The organism is Steroidobacter cummioxidans (assembly GCF_003104955.1).
On sequence record NZ_LSRW01000037.1, the window covers coordinates 19,315 to 40,937 of the forward strand.

27 protein-coding genes are annotated in these 21,623 nt (G+C 62.1%); 22 read left to right on the forward strand and 5 right to left on the reverse strand.

The window, feature by feature from the left end; all coding sequences use genetic code 11:
* The first annotated feature begins 10 nt into the window (after positions 1-10).
* From motA to flgN, 4 genes are read left to right on the forward strand one after another with little or no spacing between them, the layout of a single operon-like run.
* Positions 11-940 carry a flagellar motor stator protein MotA gene (motA, locus tag D0550_RS18380; protein ID WP_116810654.1) on the forward strand — a complete coding sequence of 310 codons (930 nt, stop codon included), beginning with the start codon at positions 11-13 and terminating at the stop codon, positions 938-940.
* Complete coding sequence (locus D0550_RS18385; protein WP_116810655.1) at positions 924-1,910, forward strand: OmpA family protein; 987 nt, start codon at positions 924-926, stop codon at positions 1,908-1,910. The genes motA and D0550_RS18385 overlap by 17 nt, the downstream gene beginning before the upstream one ends.
* Positions 1,911-1,940: 30 nt before the next feature.
* Positions 1,941-2,210: a flagellar biosynthesis anti-sigma factor FlgM gene (gene flgM / locus D0550_RS18390; RefSeq protein ID WP_116810656.1), complete on the forward strand. Its 270-nt coding sequence runs from the start codon at positions 1,941-1,943 to the stop codon at positions 2,208-2,210.
* Positions 2,207-2,635: a flagellar export chaperone FlgN gene (gene flgN / locus D0550_RS18395; RefSeq protein ID WP_116810657.1), complete on the forward strand. Its 429-nt coding sequence runs from the start codon at positions 2,207-2,209 to the stop codon at positions 2,633-2,635. Before flgM ends, flgN begins: the two co-directional genes overlap by 4 nt.
* Before the next feature lie 3 nt (positions 2,636-2,638).
* On the opposite strand, the gene flgA is transcribed toward flgN, so the two are convergent.
* Positions 2,639-3,331 carry a flagellar basal body P-ring formation chaperone FlgA gene (flgA, locus tag D0550_RS18400; protein WP_161965913.1) on the reverse strand — a complete coding sequence of 231 codons (693 nt, stop codon included), beginning with the start codon at positions 3,329-3,331 and terminating at the stop codon, positions 2,639-2,641.
* A gap of 10 nt (positions 3,332-3,341) precedes the next feature.
* On the opposite strand from flgA, the gene flgB reads away from it, so the two are divergent.
* The 12 genes from flgB to D0550_RS18460 all read left to right on the forward strand — a co-directional run bounded on the left by flgB (position 3,342) and on the right by D0550_RS18460 (position 13,029).
* Entirely contained in the window at positions 3,342-3,707 is a 366-nt protein-coding gene (gene flgB / locus D0550_RS18405; RefSeq protein ID WP_116810658.1) for a flagellar basal body rod protein FlgB, read from the forward strand.
* A 3-nt stretch (positions 3,708-3,710) separates the two neighbouring features.
* Positions 3,711-4,136, forward strand: coding sequence for a flagellar basal body rod protein FlgC (flgC, locus tag D0550_RS18410; RefSeq protein WP_116810659.1), 426 nt, complete (start codon positions 3,711-3,713; stop codon positions 4,134-4,136).
* A gap of 2 nt (positions 4,137-4,138) precedes the next feature.
* A complete protein-coding gene (locus D0550_RS18415; RefSeq protein ID WP_116810660.1) occupies positions 4,139-4,792 on the forward strand; it encodes a flagellar hook capping FlgD N-terminal domain-containing protein in 654 nt (217 codons plus the stop codon).
* A gap of 21 nt (positions 4,793-4,813) precedes the next feature.
* The gene (locus D0550_RS18420) at positions 4,814-6,001 is read left to right on the forward strand and encodes a flagellar hook protein FlgE (protein WP_116810661.1); all 1,188 of its coding nucleotides are present in this window, start codon (positions 4,814-4,816) and stop codon (positions 5,999-6,001) included.
* Between the two features lie 3 nt (positions 6,002-6,004).
* Positions 6,005-6,730, forward strand: a complete 726-nt coding sequence (locus tag D0550_RS18425; RefSeq protein ID WP_116810662.1) for a flagellar basal body rod protein FlgF — start codon at positions 6,005-6,007, stop codon at positions 6,728-6,730.
* A 21-nt stretch (positions 6,731-6,751) separates the two neighbouring features.
* Entirely contained in the window at positions 6,752-7,540 is a 789-nt protein-coding gene (flgG, locus tag D0550_RS18430; RefSeq protein WP_170134678.1) for a flagellar basal-body rod protein FlgG, read from the forward strand.
* Positions 7,541-7,545: 5 nt separating this feature from the next.
* Entirely contained in the window at positions 7,546-8,205 is a 660-nt protein-coding gene (gene flgH, locus D0550_RS18435; protein ID WP_116810692.1) for a flagellar basal body L-ring protein FlgH, read from the forward strand.
* Positions 8,206-8,309: 104 nt separating this feature from the next.
* Entirely contained in the window at positions 8,310-9,362 is a 1,053-nt protein-coding gene (locus tag D0550_RS18440; protein ID WP_349770725.1) for a flagellar basal body P-ring protein FlgI, read from the forward strand.
* An 11-nt stretch (positions 9,363-9,373) separates the two neighbouring features.
* Positions 9,374-9,658: a rod-binding protein gene (locus D0550_RS35550; protein WP_206606389.1), complete on the forward strand. Its 285-nt coding sequence runs from the start codon at positions 9,374-9,376 to the stop codon at positions 9,656-9,658.
* 44 nt (positions 9,659-9,702) lie between these two features.
* Complete coding sequence (gene flgK, locus D0550_RS18450; protein WP_116810665.1) at positions 9,703-11,082, forward strand: flagellar hook-associated protein FlgK; 1,380 nt, start codon at positions 9,703-9,705, stop codon at positions 11,080-11,082.
* A gap of 6 nt (positions 11,083-11,088) precedes the next feature.
* Complete coding sequence (gene flgL / locus D0550_RS18455; RefSeq protein WP_206606390.1) at positions 11,089-12,003, forward strand: flagellar hook-associated protein FlgL; 915 nt, start codon at positions 11,089-11,091, stop codon at positions 12,001-12,003.
* Between the two features lie 24 nt (positions 12,004-12,027).
* Positions 12,028-13,029: a hypothetical protein gene (locus D0550_RS18460; RefSeq protein ID WP_116810666.1), complete on the forward strand. Its 1,002-nt coding sequence runs from the start codon at positions 12,028-12,030 to the stop codon at positions 13,027-13,029.
* A 361-nt stretch (positions 13,030-13,390) separates the two neighbouring features.
* On the opposite strand, the gene D0550_RS18470 is transcribed toward D0550_RS18460, so the two are convergent.
* The 3 genes from D0550_RS18470 to D0550_RS18480 are packed head-to-tail and all read right to left on the reverse strand — an operon-like array spanning position 13,391 to position 14,778.
* Positions 13,391-13,717, reverse strand: a complete 327-nt coding sequence (locus D0550_RS18470; RefSeq protein ID WP_116810667.1) for a heavy-metal-associated domain-containing protein — start codon at positions 13,715-13,717, stop codon at positions 13,391-13,393.
* Positions 13,718-13,730: 13 nt separating this feature from the next.
* A complete protein-coding gene (locus tag D0550_RS18475; RefSeq protein ID WP_241520841.1) occupies positions 13,731-14,396 on the reverse strand; it encodes a hypothetical protein in 666 nt (221 codons plus the stop codon).
* Between the two features lie 58 nt (positions 14,397-14,454).
* A complete protein-coding gene (locus tag D0550_RS18480; protein ID WP_116810668.1) occupies positions 14,455-14,778 on the reverse strand; it encodes a hypothetical protein in 324 nt (107 codons plus the stop codon).
* Positions 14,779-14,846: 68 nt separating this feature from the next.
* On the opposite strand from D0550_RS18480, the gene D0550_RS18485 reads away from it, so the two are divergent.
* From D0550_RS18485 to D0550_RS18495, 3 genes are read left to right on the forward strand one after another with little or no spacing between them, the layout of a single operon-like run.
* A complete protein-coding gene (locus tag D0550_RS18485) occupies positions 14,847-16,049 on the forward strand; it encodes an FG-GAP repeat domain-containing protein (RefSeq protein ID WP_116810669.1) in 1,203 nt (400 codons plus the stop codon).
* Positions 16,050-16,092: 43 nt separating this feature from the next.
* Positions 16,093-16,398 carry a hypothetical protein gene (locus tag D0550_RS18490; RefSeq protein WP_153067225.1) on the forward strand — a complete coding sequence of 102 codons (306 nt, stop codon included), beginning with the start codon at positions 16,093-16,095 and terminating at the stop codon, positions 16,396-16,398.
* A gap of 31 nt (positions 16,399-16,429) precedes the next feature.
* The gene (locus D0550_RS18495; RefSeq protein ID WP_116810671.1) at positions 16,430-17,611 is read left to right on the forward strand and encodes a serine hydrolase domain-containing protein; all 1,182 of its coding nucleotides are present in this window, start codon (positions 16,430-16,432) and stop codon (positions 17,609-17,611) included.
* A 3-nt stretch (positions 17,612-17,614) separates the two neighbouring features.
* Here the strand turns inward: D0550_RS18495 and D0550_RS18500 are convergent, their stop codons facing one another.
* On the reverse strand, positions 17,615-18,055 hold the full coding sequence (locus D0550_RS18500) for a transcription elongation factor (RefSeq protein WP_116810672.1): 441 nt from the start codon (positions 18,053-18,055) through the stop codon (positions 17,615-17,617).
* Between the two features lie 127 nt (positions 18,056-18,182).
* Here D0550_RS18500 and D0550_RS18505 point away from each other — a divergent pair, with 127 nt between their 5' ends.
* The 3 genes from D0550_RS18505 (at position 18,183) to D0550_RS18515 (ending at position 21,561) form a co-directional block, all read left to right on the forward strand.
* The gene (locus tag D0550_RS18505) at positions 18,183-18,437 is read left to right on the forward strand and encodes a hypothetical protein (RefSeq protein ID WP_116810673.1); all 255 of its coding nucleotides are present in this window, start codon (positions 18,183-18,185) and stop codon (positions 18,435-18,437) included.
* 135 nt (positions 18,438-18,572) lie between these two features.
* Entirely contained in the window at positions 18,573-19,760 is a 1,188-nt protein-coding gene (locus D0550_RS18510; RefSeq protein ID WP_116810674.1) for a PEP-CTERM sorting domain-containing protein, read from the forward strand.
* A gap of 277 nt (positions 19,761-20,037) precedes the next feature.
* Positions 20,038-21,561, forward strand: coding sequence for an outer membrane protein assembly factor BamB family protein (locus D0550_RS18515; RefSeq protein ID WP_153067226.1), 1,524 nt, complete (start codon positions 20,038-20,040; stop codon positions 21,559-21,561).
* The last annotated feature ends 62 nt before the right edge of the window (positions 21,562-21,623 follow it).

Below are 21,623 nucleotides of genomic sequence, written 5' to 3' on the forward strand. Positions count from 1 at the left end.
GGATAGATCGATGCAGTCGCTCATTGGTATAGCCACCATTTTGCTGTGCGTGTTCGGCGGCTTCGCGCTGCACGGCGGAGACCTGGGCGTCATCTGGCAGCCGGTGGAGCTGGTAATCATCATCGGCGCCGGCGCGGGCACCATCATCCTCGGCAATCCGCGTCACGTGCTCAGCGAGATGTGGCTGCAGGTGAAGCACGTGCTCGGTCGTCGCAAGGACGGCGAGGAGTTTCAGCGCCAACTGCTGTTGCTGATGTATGAACTGCTGCAGACGGCCGCCGGCGGTCTGAAGGCGCTGGACGCGCACGTCGAGGCGCCGCACGAGAGCGAGCTGTTCAAGCGTTATCCGATGATCCTGAACGACCCGAAGCTGTTGCACTTCATCGTCGACAATTTCCGCTTGATGGCCATGGGCAAGATCAGCGCGCACGAGCTGGAAGGCGTGCTGGAACAGGAAATCGAAGCGATTCACGAAGAACTGTCGCAGCCGGCGCGCTCGCTCGGCAAAGTCGGCGACGCCATGCCGGGCTTCGGCATTCTGGCCGCGGTGCTTGGCATCGTAATGGCGATGAACTCGGTGGCCGCTGGCGCGGATACGGGCGAAGTGGCGATGGCCGTGGCGGCAGCGATGGTCGGTACGTTCATCGGCATCTTCATGTGCTACGGCGTGCTCGACCCCATTTCCAATCGCATGCGTCAGCTGGTCGACGACGAGCGCCAGGCACTGGACTCGGTGAAAGTCGTGCTGGTGACGCACGTGGCCGGCAAGCCGCCGCTGCTTGCGATCGACGCTGGCCGTCGCCTCGTGCAGTTGAATACCAAGCCCAGCTTCGCGCGTCTGGAAAGCTGGATCGACAAGCTGCGCAATCCCGACGAGGCCGAGGAAGAGCCGGCCACGCCGCGGCGTCGTAAGGGAGACTTACGTGGCCAAGCAGCCTGACAAGGGCAATCAGACCATCGTCAAGCGCGTCTCCCGCGGTCATGGCGATGGCGGGCACGGCAGCGCGGCTTGGAAAGTCGCGTTCGCGGACTTTTGTCTCGCGTTGTTGGCGCTGTTCCTGGTGATGTGGCTGATGGCTTCGCGCCAGGCGGAACACCTGCAGGACCTGTTGAAGGCGGCCGGCGGCAGTCTGATCGACGAAGGTCGCGGCAAAGTGTCCATGTCGCTCGGCGGACCGCGCGGCAGTTTGATCGATCGCAATCCGTTGCCGAGTAACGGCGACACGCTGTCCAAGCGTGCAGTCAGCTCGGGCGAGCGTGATCCGGCCGGTCCGGGCGAGGGCATGCGCTTGTCGAAGGTGCACTATGAGTCGCATGCAGACATGGTCGAGCTGGCCCAGGTGTTGGCGGCGCTCGGTGCGGAAGTCGGCCTGTCGAGCAACGTCCGCACGATCATCACTCCGTACGGTCTGCGCGTGCTGATGCATGACACGGACAAGCAGGGCATGTTCCAGCGCGGCAGCTCGGCGCCGAACGAGCGCTTCCGTCGCTTGTTGAAGAATCTCGGCCCGTTGTTCGAGCAGATCGACAATCAGCTGTTGATCGTCGGCCATACCGATTCGTTGCAGTACGCGGATCAGAGCTACACCGCGTTCTCGAACTGGACCCTGTCGAGCGAGCGCGCGATGGCGGCTCGCAGCTATCTGCTCGCCGGCGGCATGCCGACCAAAAGCGTGTTGCAGGTGGTTGGCCAGGCCGACACCGCACCGATCAATACTGACGACACGACGGCTTCCGAAAACCGTCGCATCGAATTGCTCATTCTCACTCGCGGCCAGGCGCAGAGCATCGCTCGGATGTTCGGTGCGCCGACAGACACTCTGCCGCTGCTGGATGGCGTGAGCACCAGTTTGCCCGATAGCGCCGCTCTGGATGAGCTGCGCGGCCAGTTGCACAACAGGGACATGTGAGTCATGCGTACCAAGTCTCGAGGATCCAACATGAAGGTCGTTCCGGGCGCCGCTGCCACGCCGGTGGCGGGAATCGCCCCAGCCGCTGAAATCCGCACGCCCGCGACCGCGGCGACCAGCGCGCCGTCGAAATTGCAGTCGAGCGTGCTGCAGCCCGCGATGGCGGCGATGAGCGAGATGCCCGATATCGACCATGAAAAGGTCGCGGCTTTGAAGACGGCGTTGGAGCGCGGCGAGCTGCCGTTCAATCCCGCCAAGCTGGCGGCGTTGATCGATCGCTATCACCGGAGTGGCAGATGACAGTGCGTGAGGCGCTCGGCCGTCTGATCAAAGGCGTGCATGCCGATCTCGGCGACTACCGCACGCTGCGCGAGTTGCTGGATGTGCAGTTCGAAGCTGCGCTCAAGCATCGGTCCGCCGTGATCAGCGACATCGCCGAGCGCATCTCCGCGTTGACTGCCCAGTTGGAGAAGCGTCGTGCCGAGCGTGTGGCGCTGGCCAAGGTGCTGGTCGGCAAGCAGAGCAATGTCACGATCTCCGCAGTGTCCGCGCGCCTGCCCGCCAACGCACGTCCGGCGTTCGACGAGTGGTGGCAGTCGCTCGAGAAGCTGGTGCAAGAGTGCAAGCGCCTGAATCAGCGCAATTGCGATCTGCTGATGAATCAGCACGAGATTCTGCAGCGAGTGCTGCAGGCGGACGGCGGTGGAACGTATGCGCCGGCCTGACGACTATCGAGTCGTACCCGACGGAATCTCGAGCGGCTCGACCGCGTCGGGCCCGATGACGCGTGCTCGTATGACGGTGCCATTCGCCGAGTTCTTCACCGAGATGATTTCGCCGCGACGGCCGGGTTGCATGGCTTCTGCGGCCACATGCACTTCGACGCCTGCATTGCGTGCGACGATGGTGACCTTGGCGTTGCGCTTCACCAGCACGCTCTCGTTCAGCCAGCGGCGATCGACCAACTGTCCGGCACGTAAGGCGCGTCGACTGGTTTTGCCAGCGACATCATCGATGTTTGCGACGGCGCCCGGTGTGGCCGTGACATCGCGCCGCTCCAGTTTCAATGCGGACTCGTCAATGGGCACGCCGGCTTTCTGGTCGTGCACCAGAACGACCACGTCAGCAGCAATGGTTGCTCGAACCACGACCTCACGCTTCTCGCCATTGCATAGCGCCGCGAAGCGCATGCGTGACGGTTGTCGGACGTCGATTGTTTCTATACGCGCGTCGGCGGGACACCCACCGAGATTCCCTGTAGTCAATTTGAGCTTAAGTTGTGGCTGCGCCCAGCCGATGGATTCGGCGTATCGATTGATGTGTTCTCGCGCGACGCGTTCGACAGAGCTTTCGAGCGCGCTTGCCGACCACGCACCGGATGCGGGCAGCAGCAACAACAGTAACGAGTGACACGGTTTCATAGTAACGACCATGGCCATCAACTTCGACAAAGCTCTGGGCATTCACGCCGACGCTCTGCGTCTGCGCGCCGAGCGCACTAAAGTCCTGGCGTCGAATCTCGCGAACGAGAGCACGCCCGGCTATCAGGCTCGCGACATCGACTTCGCCGCCAGCCTGGCTCGTGCCACGGCGGCCAGCGACGAGGGTGGCCTCGCGCTCGACACTGGTGCGCCCGACATGAAGTATCGCGTGCCCAATCACCCCTCGGCCGACGGCAACACCGTCGAGCTGGGCGTGGAGCAGGCCGTATTCTCGCAGAATGCCTCCGACTTCCAAACCTCCCTGACCTTCATCGGCATGAAGCTGCGCGGTCTGGCGAAGGCCATCGAGGGTTAGTAAATGTCATTTCGTGATATCGCCAATATCGCCGGCTCCGCGATGAACGCACAGAGTGTGCGGCTCAATACCATCGCGAGCAACCTGGCTAATGCGGATACCGCGGCCAGCTCGGAGGTCGATGCGTATCGCGCTCGCAAGCCGGTATTCGCCGCTGTGTTCGAGCAGAAGGGCATCGATGCAACCGGAGTGGCTGGCGCAAAAGTGCAGGTGCTCGATGTCGTACAGAGCACCGAGCCGGTGCGTGAAGCATATGAGCCGGACAATCCGCTCGCCAACGCCGAAGGCGTGGTGTTCTACCCCAATGTGAATTCCGTCGCCGAGATGACCGACATGATGTCCGCCTCGCGCGCCTTCGAGACCAATGTCGAGGTGCTGAGCCGCCTCAAGTCCATGCAGTCGGCGCTGCTGCGGCTGGGTGAGGAGTAAGCATGACCATCGGCACCAACGGCGTCGATTCCGCCGCGAACGCTTCGAACGCGACCAATTCGATCACCGGCAATGGCGACATGACGCAGCTGTTCACCAGGCTGCTGATCGCGCAGATCAAGAATCAGAATCCGCTCGAGCCCACCGATCCGGCCCAATTCGTGAGCCAGCTGACGCAGCTGTCGCAAGTCGAGTCCATGCAACAGCTGGTCGCGCAGACCAATGCCAGCGCATCGATGCTCCAGAGCATGCAAGTGATGGCGCTCGGTGCTCAGGTCGGTTCGGATGTGACGGCGGTGACCGATCAAGTGGTCATCGGTGAGAGCGTGGTGCACGGGCGCTTCGGGCTCGAATCCGCCAACAGCACGGTCACTGTCGTGCTGGAAGATTCCGCGGGTCAGCAGAGTCGTATCCAGCTGGGGACGCACAAGCCTGGCGAAGTCACTTTCAAGATCGATCCGGAATCGCTGGGTCTGGAGCCCGGCAAGTATTCCATCCGAGTGGAGACGTCTGCAAAGGAAACGCCCGCCGTCGAAGTGCAGGGTACCTTGCAGAGCGTGCGTATCTCCGCAACCCACGGCGCGGTGCTCCAGGTCAGCAACCTGGGCAGCATCGGTGCCAGCGCCATCACCGCCTTCAACGGCCGGCCTCAATAAGTTTTTTCTTCAGGAGCGCCCATGAGCTTCAACATTGCACTGTCGGGCATCAACGCCATCAACACTGAGCTGGATGCCATCAGCAACAACATCGCCAACGCGGGCACGTATGGTTTCAAGTCCAGCCGCGCCAACTTCGCCGCGATGTATGCCGGCTCGCAGGCGATGGGTACCGAAGCATCGTCGCTGACGCAGAGCATCGATGTCGGCGGCGGCATTCTCACGACCGGTCGCAGCCTCGATGCGTCATTGCAGGGCCGCGGCTTCTTCGTCACGCGCGATACATCGGGCGCTGAAGTTTATACGCGCGTCGGCATCTTCTCGGTCGACAAAGACGGGTATCTCTCGGACAGCTTCGGCCGTCGCGTGCAGGGTTACGCGGCGCTCGCCAACAGCACCGCGCTCGGCGCATTCGGCGATCTGCGAGTGTCGACCGGTCAGATTCCTGCGCAGGCCAGCACGACGCTGAACTACGTCGGCAACCTGTCCGCCGACTGGACTGCTCCCACAGTGGCGCCCTTCGATCCCGCCGATCCGCAGTCGTTCAACGGCTCGATGGTGTCGGTCGTGTACGACTCGCTCGGCGTTCAGCACAGCGTCACGCAGTATTTCGTGAAGACCGGCACCAACCAGATCACGGTGCATTACACCACCGATGGCACGGCGCTGCCGACGACCACGGTGCTCGACTTCAACACGAACGGTCAGCTCACTGCGCCGGCAGGGGCGGTGGCACTTGCACTGGGAACTCCGACCGGCGCGGCTCCGCTGGTCCTCAACGTGAATTACTCCGGTACGACGCAATCCGCGGGTGAAACTACAACCACGACCAACGCCAGCAACGGCTACGCGGCGGGCACGTACCTCGGCCTGCAGCTCGCCGAAGATGGCGGCGTCTTTGCTCAGTACAGCAACGGCGAGAAGCAGCGTATCGGCACCCTGGCCGTCGCAACCTTCCCCGCGGAAGGTGCGCTGATCCAGGTCAGCGACACGGCCTGGACGACCTCGAGCGCTTCGGGTGCGCCGTTGTACTCCACGCCGGGCGTCGGCATGGCCGGCGGCTTGACGCCGGGCACGCTGGAGCAGTCCAACGTCGACATGACCTCGCAGCTGGTGCAGCTGATGAACTCGCAGCGTAACTATCAGGCGAACTCCAAAGTCATCGCGGCACAAAACGAGATGATGCAGTCGCTGATGCAGGCGATCTGATAGATGGACGCGTTGATCTTTACATTGATGAGCGGCGCCGAGCGCGGCATGCGCGCTCAGCAGATTCACGCCAACAATCTCGCCAATCTGGAGACCGGCGGCTTTCGCGCCGATCTGGAGCTGGCGACCAGCAAGGCGGTGAATGGCTACGGTTACGACGCTCGTCACATGAGCCAGCTGCAGGCCAACTCGGTGGCGTCGCGCGAAGGTGTGTTGCGCCAGACGGGTCAGGATCTCGACGTCGCCATCTCCGGGCAAGGCTACTTCGCCGTGCAATTCGGTGAGGGCGAGGCGTATACGCGCGCCGGCCACTTCATCGTCGATCAGGATGGTCAGCTGATGCTCGACGGCCGCGCGGTCCTGGGTGACGGTGGCCCGATCGTTCTGCCGCAGTTCACGCGTGTGCAGATCGCGAGCGACGGCGTAATTTCCATTCAGGCGCCCGGCACTCCGGACATGCAGCAGGTCGATCGCTTGCGGCTGGTAAAGCCAGATCCCGCTGCAGTCACCAAGAATCCCGCAGGTTTGATCGTCGCACGCAACGGTCAGCCGTTCGCGGGCGATGAAACGGTCACTGTGCGCAGTGGCCATCTCGAAGGCAGCAACGTGTCTGCCATCGAGGAAATGATTGCCGTCATGAATCTCACGCGCGAGTTCGAGATTCAGATGAAGTTATATCGCGCTGCCGATGGCATGGCCGAGAGCGGCAACCGTCTGGTCGGCGCCTGATAGATCAGTTTTGGAGCTCCTATGAATCCAGCAATGTGGATCAGCAAGACGGGCGTGCAGGCGCAGGACGCCAAGTTGCAGGCCATTGCGAACAACCTCGCCAACGTGAATACGGTTGGCTTCAAGCGCGACCGCGCGGTGTTCGCCGATTTGTTCTATCAGGTCGAGCGTCCGCCGGGCGCGCGCAACGACGACAACACCGTGTCGCCGTCGGGTGTGCAGCTTGGTAATGGCACGCGCCTGGTCGGCACGCAGAAGGTGTTCACGACTGGCAATATTCAGACCACGGGTCAGATCTACGACGTGGCCATCGAAGGCCAGGGCTTCTTCCAGGTGGAGCAAGCGAACGGCGAGCTTGCCTATACGCGTGCTGGCGCGTTGAGCGTCAACGACCAAGGTCGTCTGACCACCGCGCAGGGCATGCCCCTGGCGCCGGAAGTGACCATTCCCATGAACGCCACCAACGTCATCATCGGTCAGGATGGTCAAGTGTCCGCGAATCTTCCCAACCAGACCGAGCCGGTGCAGGTCGGTCAGATCACGCTGGTGAATTTCATGAATCCGGCCGGTCTGCTCGCGCTCGGCGACAACCTGTATCGGGAAACTGTCGCGAGCGGCGTGCCGATCGAAGGGACGCCGGGTCTGGACGCGCTGGGCAAGCTCAAGCAGGGCTCGCTGGAAGGCTCGAACGTGCAGGTCGTCGAAGAGATGGTCGACATGATCGCGGCTCAGCGCACCTACGAAATGAACACCAAGGTGCTGAGCTCGGCCGACAACATGCTGCAGTACCTGGCGGCTGCCGTCCGGTAATGATCATGAACGTTCGCACGCTGTTCTGCGTCATCACTGCGACGCTGCTGCTGTCGGGTTGCTCGATGCTGCCGCGTCAGCAGCCGGCGGACGAAGAGCCCGCTGTGCCGGAGTTCACCGCGTTGCCGAGGGGCAGCTCAGGTGGCGTGTTCACCACGGTGCGGCCGTGGGCGTTGGTGGCCGACGTGCGTGCGTTCCGTCCGGGCGATGTCTTGACGGTGGTGTTGCTGGAAACGACCCAGGCTCGCAAGAGCGCCGACACCAATATCAACAAGAGCAGCAGCGTCGACATTCCAAACTTCACGATCGGCAACAGCAGCATCGATGCGAACACCAGCATCTCGGCGGATCGCGGCTTCAAGGGTGGCGCGATCAGCACCCAGCAGAATGCCTTGCAGGGCGCGTTGACGGTCATCGTGCAGGAAGTCCTGCCAAACGGTCTGCTGCGCGTGCATGGCCAGAAGAATCTGAATTTGAATCAGGGCGAAGAGTTCCTGCGGGTGTCTGGCTTCGTGCGCCCCGAGGACATCGACGCCGAGAACCGAATTTCGTCACAGCGCGTGGCAAATGCACGCATTGCCTATACAGGTCGGGGCAGCTTGGCCGATTCCAATCAGGCGGGCTGGCTGACACGCTTCTTCAACAGCCCCTGGATGCCGTTCTAAGGACCTGGTTCATGGCTGTGCGACGAAATCTTGGACAACGAATTTTCCGCGGGTTGACGCTGGCGTTGCTGATCAGCGCTGCGAGCGCGCAGGCGACGGCGAACATGCCGCTGTCGTCGACCAAGCCGTTGCGCTCGCTGGTCAGCGTCGAAGGTGTGCGTGAGAACCAGTTGCTGGGTTATGGCCTCGTGGTTGGCTTGCAGGGCACCGGCGACGGCATGCAGGTGAAGTTCGCCGGCCAGTCGGTCGCCAACATGCTCAAGCAGTTCGGCGTGAAGTTGCCGGAAGGCACCGATCCTCGACTGCGCAACGTCGCGACCGTCATGGTCAGTGCCGTGTTCCCGCCGGGTTATCGTCGTGGCCAGAAGATCGACGTGACCGTTTCATCGATGGGCGACGCGAAGAGCCTGCGCGGCGGCATGTTGTTGCTGACGCCGCTGCGTGCCGCTGATTCTGAAGTCTATGCACTGGCGCAGGGCAATCTGGTCGTCGGCGGTCTTTCCGCTCAAGGCGCGAGTGGCTCGAGCGTCACGGTGAACTCACCGACCTCGGGGCGCGTGCCCAACGGCGCGACGGTCGAACGTGAGATCGAAACCGACTTCGACACGCGGCCGACCGTGCTGCTGAGTCTCAAGCTCCCGAGCTTCCAGACCGCGACCAACATCGTGCAGGCGATCAACACGCGTTACGGGGCTGTTGCCACAACGCGCAACGCCACGAGCGTTGAAGTCATGGCTCCGATGGATCCGACGCAACGAGTCGCGTTTGTCGCGGGTTTGGAATCGCTGCCGGTCGACGTGGGCACGCAGTTGCCCAAGGTGGTATTCAATTCGCGCACCGGTACGGTGGTCATTTCCGAAGGCGTGCGAGTGCGCTCGGCGGCGATCTCTCACGGTGGCTTGAAAGTCATCATCAGCGAGAATCCGCAGGTGAGCCAGCCCAACCCGCTGAGCCAGGGTCGCACCGTGGTCACGCCCCAGTCCGATGTGTCGGTGACGCAGGATGAGGGCCGCATGTTCCAATGGCCCGATGGCGTGAGCCTCCAGGCCATCATCGATACAGTCAACAGCACGGGCGCGACGCCGGATGACCTGATGGCCATTCTGCAGGCGCTGGATCAGGTCGGCGCGATCGAAGGCGAGCTGACGGTCATCTGAGGAATATCGTCGTGAACGTCACTGGCATTTCATCGGCACCAGCCACCGAAGACACTGTCTATCGCGCCAAAGTGCAGCACGCGGCCGAGCAGTTCGAAAGCTTCTTCATCTCGCAGATGCTGCGTCAGATGCGCAGCGCGACCAAGGAGATTGCCGGCGAAGACAGCATCTACAGCAAGAAAACCAACAGCGACATGCTCGACTATGCCGACACCGCGGTCGCCGACGCGATGGCTCAGCAGCGCGCATTTGGCATCGCCGACGTGATCGTGCGTCAGCTGTTGCCGAACAAATGACACCATTTAAGTTCTGAGCGGCGCTGGTCGCTTTCCATTCCAGCATGAGCATCATCTATAACGCATTGTCGGGAGCGATGGCGGCGCAGGCCGGCCTGGCTGCCACCAGTCAGAACGTCGCCAACGTCATGACGCCGGGTTATACGCGTCAGGGTGTTCTGCTCGCGGCGATCGCGCCGTATCAGGCAGGTCAATTGAGCGCTGGAGCTGGCGTCGCAGTGCCGTCGCTGATCCGCTTCAGCGACGGCTACAAGAGCCTCCAGATGTGGAGCGCCGCTTCCGAGTTGGGTCAGCGCACGACGGCGCAGCCCTATCTCACGCAGCTCGAGCAAGTCATGGGCGATGAGACGTCCGGCATCAATAGCGGACTCGATGCATTCTTCGGCGCGCTGAACGCGGCGAGCGTCGATCCCACGTCGAGCCCGTTGCGTCAACAGATCATTACCGCCGCCGACGCACTCGCGCAGCGCTTCAACGGCCTGACGCAGGTCCTGTCGAACCAGCGCTCGGCGATCGTGCAACAGCGCAACATCACGATCACTCAGATCAATGGTCTGTCGAACGACATCGCCGAACTGAACAAACAGATTGCCGCCACGCAGGGAACCGGCGTGAATCCGTCGGCGCTCATCGATGCTCGTGACAACAAGATCGATGCGCTCGCCGGCCTGGTGGCGGTGCAGGTGGTGGAGCAGCCCGACGGCACGCGCAGCGTTTCGTTGCGGGGTGGTCAGCCGCTGGTCGTCGGTGGCCGTGCCGCGACCATGAGTGCGACCACCAATCCCGATGGCTCGCAGACGTTACGAGTGGCCTTCGCCTCAGAAGCCTTCATCCTGCCGAAAACGGGATTGGGCGGCGAGCTCGGCGGCTTGGAAGATTACGAGACCAAGACGCTGATGCCGATGATCGAGTCGATCGGCGACATGGCGGAGCAGCTGGCCGACGCCGTCAACGCACGGCTGGTCGCGGGCTTCTCGCCCGACGGCACACCGGGTACACCGTTGTTCGAATACGATTCTTCGACCGCCACCGGGATGCTCCGTATTCGTCCGGGCGTGCAGGGCAGTGACCTTGCATTCTCGACATCGGCCACCGCCGGCGGCAACAGCGAGAACCTGTTGGCGTTGATCGCCTTGCGCTCCTCGACGGTGACTTTGCCGGGCCTCGGCGCGGTGACGCTGTCCGACGCGTCGACTCAGCTGGTCGCCAAGCTCGGCATGGACAGTCAGCAGAATCAGGCCGCCATGGATACCGCGCGCACCGTGCGCAACCAGGCGGAGGAGAGCTGGAAGTCCACCAGCGGCGTCAACACCGACGAAGAAGCCATCAACCTGATGCAGTACCAGCAGATGTATCAGGCCAACATGAAAGTCATCGCAGTGGCCAACGAGCTGTTCGACAGCACGCTCGCGCTCTTGGGTTAATACGTCATGATGCGCATCTCCAGCACGCAGTACCACACCACGATGAATTCGGCCTTGCAGAAGGCGTCCTACCGGCTGGAGGACATTCTGCAAAAGATGGCCAGCGGCGAGAAATACTCGTTGCCGTCCGAGCATCCGGTGACGACGGTGCGCTTGTCGCGTCTGTATCGCGAGGAAGCAGCGCTGGATCAGTATCGCGACAACATCTCCGCCCTGCAAAGCCGTCTGACGCAGAACGAGGTTTATCTCAGCAGCATGTCGAACGACATGTTGAGTGTCCGTGATCTGCTGGTGTGGGCGGGCGACGGCTCGAATACGTCGGAGGACGTTTCGGCCATGGCGCAATCCCTGCAGCCGCTGCTCGACAGCATGTTCTACGTGACGAACACGTCCGACGCGGAAGGGCGCTATATCTTCTCGGGCACGGCCGTCGCTTCGCCGACCGTGACTTACGATGACACTGCGCCCGTGGGCGCTCGCTATTCGTTTACCGGCAACACTGAAGCGCAGCGAGTGGCGGTCGGTCCCGGCGTGACGCAACCTTCGAATGTTACGTTGCCGGAGATGGCGGCGATGTTGAATCAGTTGGAGCGCGTGCTCACAACATTGCAGACTCCAGGCGTCAACGTGAATGATCCGGCCGTGCGTGCCGACGTCACTGCTGCCATGGGCTCACTCGACACTGTCATCGAAAGCATCAGCGGCCGTATCGCCGGGTTGGGCGGCGCACAGAACATTCTTGCGACGCTGGAGACCAGTCACTCCAACGTCAGCCTGTCGAACAAGCAGGCGGCGCTGACGCTCGGTCAGCTCGACTACGGCGACGCGGCGGTGAAGTTGAACGGCTACACGACGGCAGTGCAGGCGACGCAGAAGGCGTATGCGCAGGTGAGCAAGCTGTCCCTGTTCGATGTGATCTAACACCGCCTTCGGGCACAGTCTCCCATGCAACTCTCAGTCATAGATTCAGGCCGGCAGGTCACAGCGCGCGGCGCCGTCGAAAGCGTCTCGCTGACCCGCACTGAATTACCCGCGCCGGTCGGCAAGATCGAGCCGGTCGCCCAGACCACGCTGCGCGGTGGCCTGAAAAACCACAACGGCCAGCTGAATCGACAGGTCTCAGGCGCACAGCAGGCGCTGCAGTTCCTGACCGAAGCTGACGCACGGCTGCGTGCGCTCCGCAAGGAATTGAACAGCGGCGATGCGGCCGCTGCGATCGAGAAGTTCGACAAGTTCTGGCAACAGCGCTCGGCCGCGAGCGCCGGTACGCTGGATGGCAACCTGAAGTTCAAGGCGGATGCCAAGGCGACGCAGGAATTTGCCGTACGAGGCTTGAGCTTCGAAGCATTGCGTAACGGCGACGCCGAAACCTTGAGCTTCGCCGTCGGGCGTTGGGCGCGGCAGTCCAGCGCCATCACCGTCGATCCCACGCAGTCCGAGTCGGCTATCGTCGGCGCGCTCGATCGCGCGTTGGCGCCGATGGGCGTGCGTGCGACCCGGGATGCAAAGGGCGAGCTGGCGTTCAGCGTTTCAGAAGCCGATTGGCCGCAAGTGCGCGACTCGCTCGCGATTCGCGGTGGCGGTCGGCGCTTTCCCACCGGCCAGTTCAACAACGTCCGCACGGTCCTGGCGGACCAGGCGATCCAACCATCGCAATGGAACGCCGCGGACCCGAGTAGAGCGCTGCGTGACATCGCCCAGGCTCAGCTGCTGATCCGCAAATCCCACAGCGATGTGCGCGGTGTGCTGGTTGAGGCGACGCAGAACGTTGAGAACGGCTCGGTGGCCGATGCTCGCGGCGCCTATTGGCAGGGCTTTGCAGAGGACTATGCCGACAAGCTCGCACGGGCCGACGGCGCTGCAATTTCTGCGACCGTCCCTGCCGTTGCCGGCATTTCCAGGCGCACAGTGTCCTCGCTGCTCGCGGCCGCCCCAGGAACGACGTAACTGGCGCTGACAAAGCCCAGTCCGATCACGTAGGCGATCAGCGCGCACCAGAACAGTACAGACGTCGCCCGACGCAGGCGCGTGCATGCTCTGGCTGCGGCAGGTTCAATCGGGCAGGGCAGGCGCGCGGCGTAACGAAGCATCACGCCGCTCGCGATCAGCAAGACGCCTGCGACGCCGAATACGGCGACCTTGTGCTCACTCAACCAGACGAGCTGAGGGATGGCGGTAATCAGCCCGACCAGCGCAGCACCGGCGCCGAGCGACACCATCACCGCAGGTAACACGCAGCACACGAGCGTCGCCGACCCTGCCAACAACGCCGCTACCGATGCGCCAAACGTTCGCTCGAGTGTGAGCTTCATTTGGCGACCTTCAGCCTGGCCCGCAGATCGCTCATCGAGTTCTGAGTGCGCTCGATGGCCTTCACGTCGTACCCCGCGTTGGTCAGCGCGCTGCGTAAGTCGGCATCGCTGATGTCCTGGCCGTCCTTGGTGGCCACCGCGACCAACCGGTTCTCGAGGCTGACCAACACGTCGGCCGTCGCCGGATTCTTGCGCAGCGTTTTCTCGATGCCCTGGGCACAGAAGCCACAGACCAAGCCATGTACGGTCAACTCGATGGTGGTTGCCCACGCCGGCGTCGCGATCAGCGTCGCGCACACAAGTAAGATCTTGAAAGTCTTCATGGCAGATACCTGATCAGAAATTGAACATCAGCATGGCCTGCGGCTTGCCGTCGCGGGTGACGCCGGCTTCCACCCAGGCATTGCGCTTGAAGAGACGCAGCAGTGCGGCCCATTCGATGCCGCCGAACATTTGATTGGTGTAATTGCGGCCTTGAACGACGAACCATACGGCGAGCGAATCGTAGTCGTGTGCGTACGGCGCAATGCCCAGCTGCAACGTATCGATGCGATGAGTGTAGGCGACCGATTCATGCAAGTCGGTGCGCAGGGAGCTGTAGAGCCAGCGCGTCTCGTAGTCGAGCTGCCCTCCGACGTTCCATGCGAGCTCGTTCGCGCCCGTTTCGCCGATGTGAGCGCGGCCCAGGCTGCCCCACACGAAGACGTTGGCCTGCGCCGACTCCATGTTCCAGCGCTTGGGCAGGTAGTTGACGCGCAGATAGGTGATATCGCGCGTGTCGTCGTTGACGCCGCTGTTCAAGGACAGATGGCCGCCGCCGACCGAGTACCGAAACGAGGGCGCATAGAAGGCCTGCACTTCAGTCATCGTGCCGGCGCCATATTCCGCCATCACGGTTGTGCCATCGGCAAAAGCGATGGGCTTGCTGTGCGCCACCGACAGCGCACAGGTCGAGAGCACGAGCGTCGTCGCGCATGCGAGACGCCCACGAAACATGTTCATGGTTACTCCAAGCGTAAGTTGAGAACCGCGGCACGCGGCCGCGACGATCCGCTAGGAGTCAGGCGATCGGAGGGGGAATGAGCGGCAGATAGAAAGGATTGCGGAGCATCAGTTGCGCGGGGGGGTTGTGCTGAGTGCTCGTCTCGATTCGAATCGGAACAATCACCGAGACGGGGGCTTGCTGAGCAACCGAGCATTGCACTGCGCAGCCAATGCTCATCATCGCGCCGTCAGGGCAGCACTTGCAGTCTTTGTCTGACATGTCGTGGCCCGCGCAATGTTCCATCGGCGCCGATTCCGGCATCACGCTGGCGCCAACGGCGATGGCACCCTGGAAGACCAGAGCCAGCGTAAGCAGGAGATAGGCGAGTAAGCGATGCATGCCCCGCTAGCATAGGGCCATCCGTGCCGGCTTGCCACAGCCGGGTGGGCGACTAAGATTCGATACCCATGAAACGTCATAACTGCCGTTGGACGCTTCCCCTCAGCGTCCTCACTCTGGGCGCGACTGCGATAGCGTCCGCGTCCGACGTATTCCTGGATGTAACGGCTACACATGTGCCGTCGGCCGACCAGTTGCATGCTCTGGATGCGGTTTTCGTCGACGTCGACAAGGACGGCGATCTGGACGCGGTGCTGGCGGTCGAGGGCGACGTGAATCGTCTCTATATCAATGACGGCACGGGCCGCTTGAGCTGGCGACAGGGCGTATTTGGGACGGTCGCGCACGACACCGAGCATGTGCTGAGTGCCGACTTCAATCGGGATGGGAACGCCGATGTGATGTTCATCGCCGAGGATGACCAGGTGCATCAGCTGTTCTTTGGCGATGGCAAAGGCGGCTTCACGGATGTGAGTGACCGGCTGCCTGCGCGCAGCGAAGGCAATGGGTTCGCCATTGGCGACGTGAACGGCGATGGCCTGGTCGATATCGTGCTGGGCAACACAGGTAAAGGAGCCCGAAATTTTCTCTGGTTGAGCGACCCGAACAGGCCGGGATATTTCATCGACGCGAGCAAAACAAATCTGCCCGACGTGGAGAATGCGACACAGGGCATCGCACTCGCCGATCTCGACGGCGATGGCGATCTGGATATGGTGCTCGCAAATGAAGTGCCGCCGAATCGACTGTTGTTGAACGATGGGCGAGGGCGCTTCACGGATGCGTCGGATCGCATGGTGTTGTCCGTGCCATTGCATACACGGGAGGTGCACGTCTTCGATGCTACTGGCGATGGCAAGCCCGACATTCTGTTCCTGAATCTCACCAGCAATGCGCGTCAGTATGAGCGCGACCCGCAGGCGCGGTTGCTGGTGAACGATGGACGCGGCCGTTTCGTCGACGAGTCCGCCCAGCGGCTGCCCGCCAATACGTTCTCTTCCTGGGGCGGCGCAGTGGTCGACTTCAACGATGACGGTCATCCCGACCTGATCGTGGGGGCGATCGCGGTGCCCGGCTTCAAGCCGCTGCAGGCGCGAGCGTATACAAATGATGGCAAGGGAAACTTCAAAGACGTGACCGCGCAGGTCCTGCCGGCGACGGTGGTCGGGCGCAGCTGGAGCATGGCGGTCGGCGACCTGAATGGCGATGGCAAGGACGATGTTTTCATCGGCGGCTGGGGCACGCAGGCGCGCCTGTTACTAAGAAAATAATTGCGCTAGGATCGGCGCGCCCATCAAGCGCATGGAGGTGCGAATGAAGCGCAAATGGCAGCTGATCGCCGCGGTAATCGTGCTGTTGGTCGGGATCGGTGTGTGGAGCGCCAAAGATACATTTGCGACCGCACGCATCGGTACAGCCTATGTTGCCAAGCAAACTTGCTCGTGCCTGTTTGTAGCCGGCCGACCGCTCGATTCGTGCAGCACGGATTTCGAACCTGAGGCATTGCGATCCGTCGACGTCGTCACTGGCAATGGCGCCGTGACTGTGTCGGCCCTCGGTGGTTTGATTTCTTCGCGAGCGCAGTTCGAGAACGGCTTTGGCTGTCATCCGGTGAATTGAGCGACAACACTGCATCGGGAGGGACCTCGCGATGTTGCGATCTTTGCTAGTGACGATATTGCTGGCCACGCCGTTATCGCACGCTTGCGCCGACTTGGTGTCGCTGCCGGCGCAGCCCGCCGACGTGCCCTGGCCAACAATGGAATGGCCGGTCGGCGCGTTGCCTCCTGACATGGATACTGCAGCATTCAGCGCTGCAATAGCCGACGCATTCGATCAGCCTGCTCCCGGATTGGGAGAAACCCGCGAGGTGGTCATCATTCGAGGCGGGCGACTGATCTATGAGCGCGCCGCATCAGGCTACAGCACGAACATGCGCTTGGTTTCGTGGTCGATGGCCAAGTCGATCACGCAGGCATTGATCGGCGTCGCGGTCGCGCAGGGAAAAGTCGATATCGACAAGCCCATGGGCAGTCCGCATTGGTCGGCGGATGATCGTCGCGCGCAGATTCCATGGCGACAGTGGCTGCAGATGACGGATGGGCAGCGCTATCTCGAAATCGAAGCCGCATCCATTGCGCAGAGCGACGCTTCGCGAAAATTGTTTGGTCCGGGCCGCCTGGACGTCGCGAGTTACTGTGCGGGACTGCCACTGATCCACGATCCAGGCACGCACTGGAACTACAACTCCTGCGGCATCGTATTGACTGCCGATGCACTGACCAGAGCTATTGTTCCCAACCCCGTCTCACCGGAGCAGCGTCGCGCAGCGATGATGCGATGGATGAATGTGAGTTTGTTCGACGTCATTGGCATGAAGGCGCAACCGGAATTCGACGCGACCGGATTGCTGTACGGCAGCGCGCTCATCTATGCATCGGCGCGTGACTTCGCCAGGTTCGGCTTGCTCTATTTGCGCGACGGAATGTGGGATGGCCGGCGCGTGTTGCCGGAAGGTTGGGTGGATTTCGCTCGCACGCAAGGCACCGGCACCAATGCGGATATCTATGGCGCAGGGTGGTGGCTGGCACCCAAAGAGGGCGGCGGACGGCCCTATCCCATACATGTCGACACGGGCCCCGAGCGCGACGGCTTCAGCGCTCAGGGCTTCGAAGGTCAGTACACGCTCATCGTCCCTTCAAAGGATCTCATCATCGTGCGCTTGGGCATGACACCGGAGAAGGATCTGCGCACCGGTGCTCTGAAGGATTGGATGGGGCGAGTGGCGCGAACGTTTCCATCCGTCGCCACGTCCTCGGTCGTCACTGAATAGCGCTTAGCGAGCGGCGCGCTTCCGAGTGCTCTTCGCAGTCGTCGAACGACGGCGACGCCGGGCTGCCTGTTTCGCTTGCCGCGACAGGGCGCGATGGGAAGCGGCTGATCTCGGCTCGTTACGCAGTGCCTTCGTCGTAGCGCGTCGGCGTCGTGCTGACGTGGTTCGGGGCTTGCGGCGCCCCTGGCCGGTGGCCAGATCGCGTTTCGCGCTTTGGCGAGTCCGTCGCGAGGTGCGACCTTCTTCGGGTGCCTGCAGCGGCACACCGGCACGACGAGCTTTGGATAAGCCGATCGCGATGGCTTGCTTGCTGGAGCGAGCGCCGTGTTTGCCTTCGCGAATGTGCTCCATCTCCTCACGCACGAATTCACCTGCAGCCGTCGATGGCTTTTTGCCGGCGCGCAAATCCGCCTTGGCGCGCTTAACCGTGGTCTTACTGGGCATGACTGGCTCCTTTGCGGGGCTGTAGCGGAATGACGAACGTCCTGTGGCCCATGTTCCGTGACGCTGGACATTCGCCCCGGGCGCAGGTACATCTGCGCCATTCCTCTTATATAAGGGTCCGCAACCCATGAAACTGGCCGCCGCGCTTCGGATCGCTACGTTGCTGCTGACGTTCAGCTTGGCCGCCCCGGTCCTGGCCGAAGAAAACACGCTCAAAGAAGGCGCCAAGGATGTCGGCCGGGCTGTCGGAACCGCCGCCCGGGAAGTGGGCGACGGCGCCAAGCAGGTCGGCAAGGCGGTAGCCAATGCCGCCAAGGAAGTGGGCGAGGCGGCCAAAGAGGGCGCGAAGGAAGCCAAACGCGCCATGCAGAAAGATAAATAGCCGTCGGCCGTGCTTACATTGCCGGCGCAGCGCAGCGCCGGCTCGTGACGTAATGTGCTGACGGAATTTTGTTTCTTCCGTAGTGGCACACCGCTTGCTGCAGCAGATAGCGTCGACATCAGCTCAAGGAAACGTATGAGCGCTCTGCACGAAAGGATTCGAACCCCCGCACTCCTCGGTTTGGCGATCGCGACGTGTCTGGCGTCACCGGCCAACGCCACCATCATCTACAGCGGTCCGTCGACGTACACCATCAACTCGACGGTCACGGACAACATCATCGTCAATAACAGCGCCGCCGTACTCAATGTCGAGTCCGGTGGGGTCGTGCAGGGAGTGAACGACCCGACGTTGCTGGGCGCCGTGCGAACTCAAGCCGGCGCGTTGAACGTTCGAGGTAATGGTCGGATTGAAGCCGGCGCGGGGCAGGGCACGGCCATCAGCATGCGCGGCATTCCTGCCGTCGTCAGGCTGTCTGAGCAAGCTACTGTGACGGGCAATGTCGTCATGGAGTTCAACGTGGGTGGCTGGCGCGACGAATCTTCTCCTGTTCGTCTGCACGTGCAGGATCAGGCTCAGATCAATGGCAACGTTATCTACGCTGGCTACATGCGGCTGCAAGATCAAGCTCGCATCAACGGAAATATTGCCAACGCAGACAATGGCAGCATCCGCCTCGATATGGCCGGCGGCGAGGTGGCAGGCGCTGTCGTGTTTGGCGGTTTGAACGACTACGTGTTCAACATGTCCGGCGGCTCGATTCTTGGCGGCTTCCGTGGCGGTGCTGGCTATGTGGACATGACGATGACCGGCGGCTACATCGGCAACGGATTTCGCACCGGCGACGCCGTGGATGGCACGATCAGCGGCGGCAAGATCGACGGCGGCATCGAGCTGTGGGGCAGTACCGGCGGCGCGAGCAATCTGATCGTGACGGGCGGGCGCTTCGACACCGTCGCAGGCGACTATTTGTTGTCGATGACGAACTCGCTCCCTTGGAATCCGTCATGGTCCAACACCCTCGACATTCTGGGTGGACAGTGGGGCTATAACGAGGCCGGCCTGGGATTCCTCTTCGACACAGGAGTGAACTTCAGTATCACCGGCTGGGATCTCACCTTCATCAATGGCCTGCTGAGCGGCTACCTGCTCGACGGCAGCTGGTTCAGCAATCAATTCACCTTCGGGTCCAACTGGAGCGGCACGTTCACGATCAACAACGTTCCGAACAATGTGCCGGAGCCGGGCACTCTCGGATTGTTGCTCGCAAGCGCGGCGGGGATGATGTTCGCCCGGCGGCGTCGGTCGAGTGCCAGGTCGTAATATTCGAGCGTCACCGGAGTCCCGCTTGCGTTAAGATCGTCTCTCTGCGCGCATACAGCAGTGGTCAGGAAGCACAGCCTTCCGATGAAATACTGCGCGCGGAACGTTACATAAATCGGTTGTTTGCTGGCCCGTTGCGAGTGGGGAAGAGGGTATGGATTTTTCGCGGGTGACGGCCGTAGTCGTCTCTAGTCTTCTGTTGGCCGCCTGCGGCGGTTCGGGCGGTGGCGGCTCGACACCGTCTCCGCCGCCTGCGTCTCCGTCTCCGCCTCCGTCTGTGCCTCCGCCTGAGACCAAGGTTCAGATCTCCCTCACGTCCGGTAACGTCGATCTGGAATTGGCCGAGGGTGACGAGCTCCCGCAGGAGATTGCGGGCACGTGGAGTGCTACCGATCTGCCATCGGCAAACTCCGTTTATCTGCAGATCACAGATGCGTCCTCCAGGTTCCAGATGCCTGCTCCGCAACTTGCGACGGCCGGCACTGCGTTCACATTCAACCTCCAGACAGCTGCCGACGTGCCTGCGGGGACTTACGAAGGCACGCTCAACGTTCGGGCGTGCAGGGACTCTGCGTGTGCGCAGACCTATGCGGGCACCAGTGGATCGATCAGCTATGCGCTACGTGTTGCGGCAGTGGCCGATTGGGAGACTCATCAACGAGACGCGGGGCACACGGGCTACGTGCCCATCTGGCTGAATGCCTCGAAGTTCGCCGAGGCGTGGCGCTGGCAGCGCCCGCCGGACGGGGAGCCGATCGGCGGCATCAATGCCGTGGTGACCGGCAAGGGCGTCGTTTATCTCAGCAAGGACGTCTACTTCGGGGAAGGTGCGCTGATCGCCCTGAATGAGCAGGATGGGTTGGAGGCCTGGCGTGTGTCATTCGGAACGGTCCCGGCGCTCGGCCCGCCGGCGGTCAAGGGTGACAACATCTTTGTTGCGACCACGGGCCACCAGGATACGTTCCTGTGGAGGTTCAATGCCGGCACTGGTGGGTTCCGCAGCAAATCGGCATTCTCAGGGCAGTGGCCGCACACGCTGAATCCGACTGTATTCGACGATCGTGTCTATGTTGGCGCCGGTTACTACGGCGGGGTCGCATACTCGTTCTCCACGCTCGATGGCGCAGCGGTGTGGCAATACGCGTCCGGTGGCGTTTGGGACATGTTTACGCCCGCGGTGAACGAAAATTTCGTTTATCACTACGACGGCGGGACTCTTCACCTCGTGGACAAGGAGACGGGCGTCGCGGCCCATACAATTGCGGATCCCTTCGGTGGTGGCTCCTCCGGGTACTCGTATCACGGCTCGCCGATACTTGGCAGCCGAAGCAATGTTCTTGCGTATGCGGGTGGTGCGTTCAGTGGGCGAGCCAGCAGTAACGTGGAGCAGTACGACCAGCGTGTGCTGTCGAGCTTCGATGTCAGTGCCAACATGCGATATGAATGGTCGACCTCATATGCGTATCTGACGGCGCCGGCGGTTGCTCATGGGCAGATCTACGTCGCACGGAATTCACCCATGTCGCTCGATGCGATCGACGAAACCACTGGCCAGATCGTGTGGAGCTGGAGGCCGGAAGGTCAGGGTGACAGCTCGTTCCACCGCAATATCGTGGTGACACGCAATCTGCTCTTCGTGAGTACCGATGCAGCGGTGTACGCAATCGATCTGCAGACTCGCGCGGTCCGATGGCGCCATCCGCAGCCCGGCATGTTGGCGCTGTCCGCGGATCGGACGCTGTATATCGCAACGGGCGCCAGAGAAAGTAATGGTGGCTTGGTGGCGATCAGGCTGCAGTAGCGGCAGAGCGGAGGTCACCAGGCCGCCGTGCGCGTACAATGGGGGCGCTGAAGTGTCTCGCT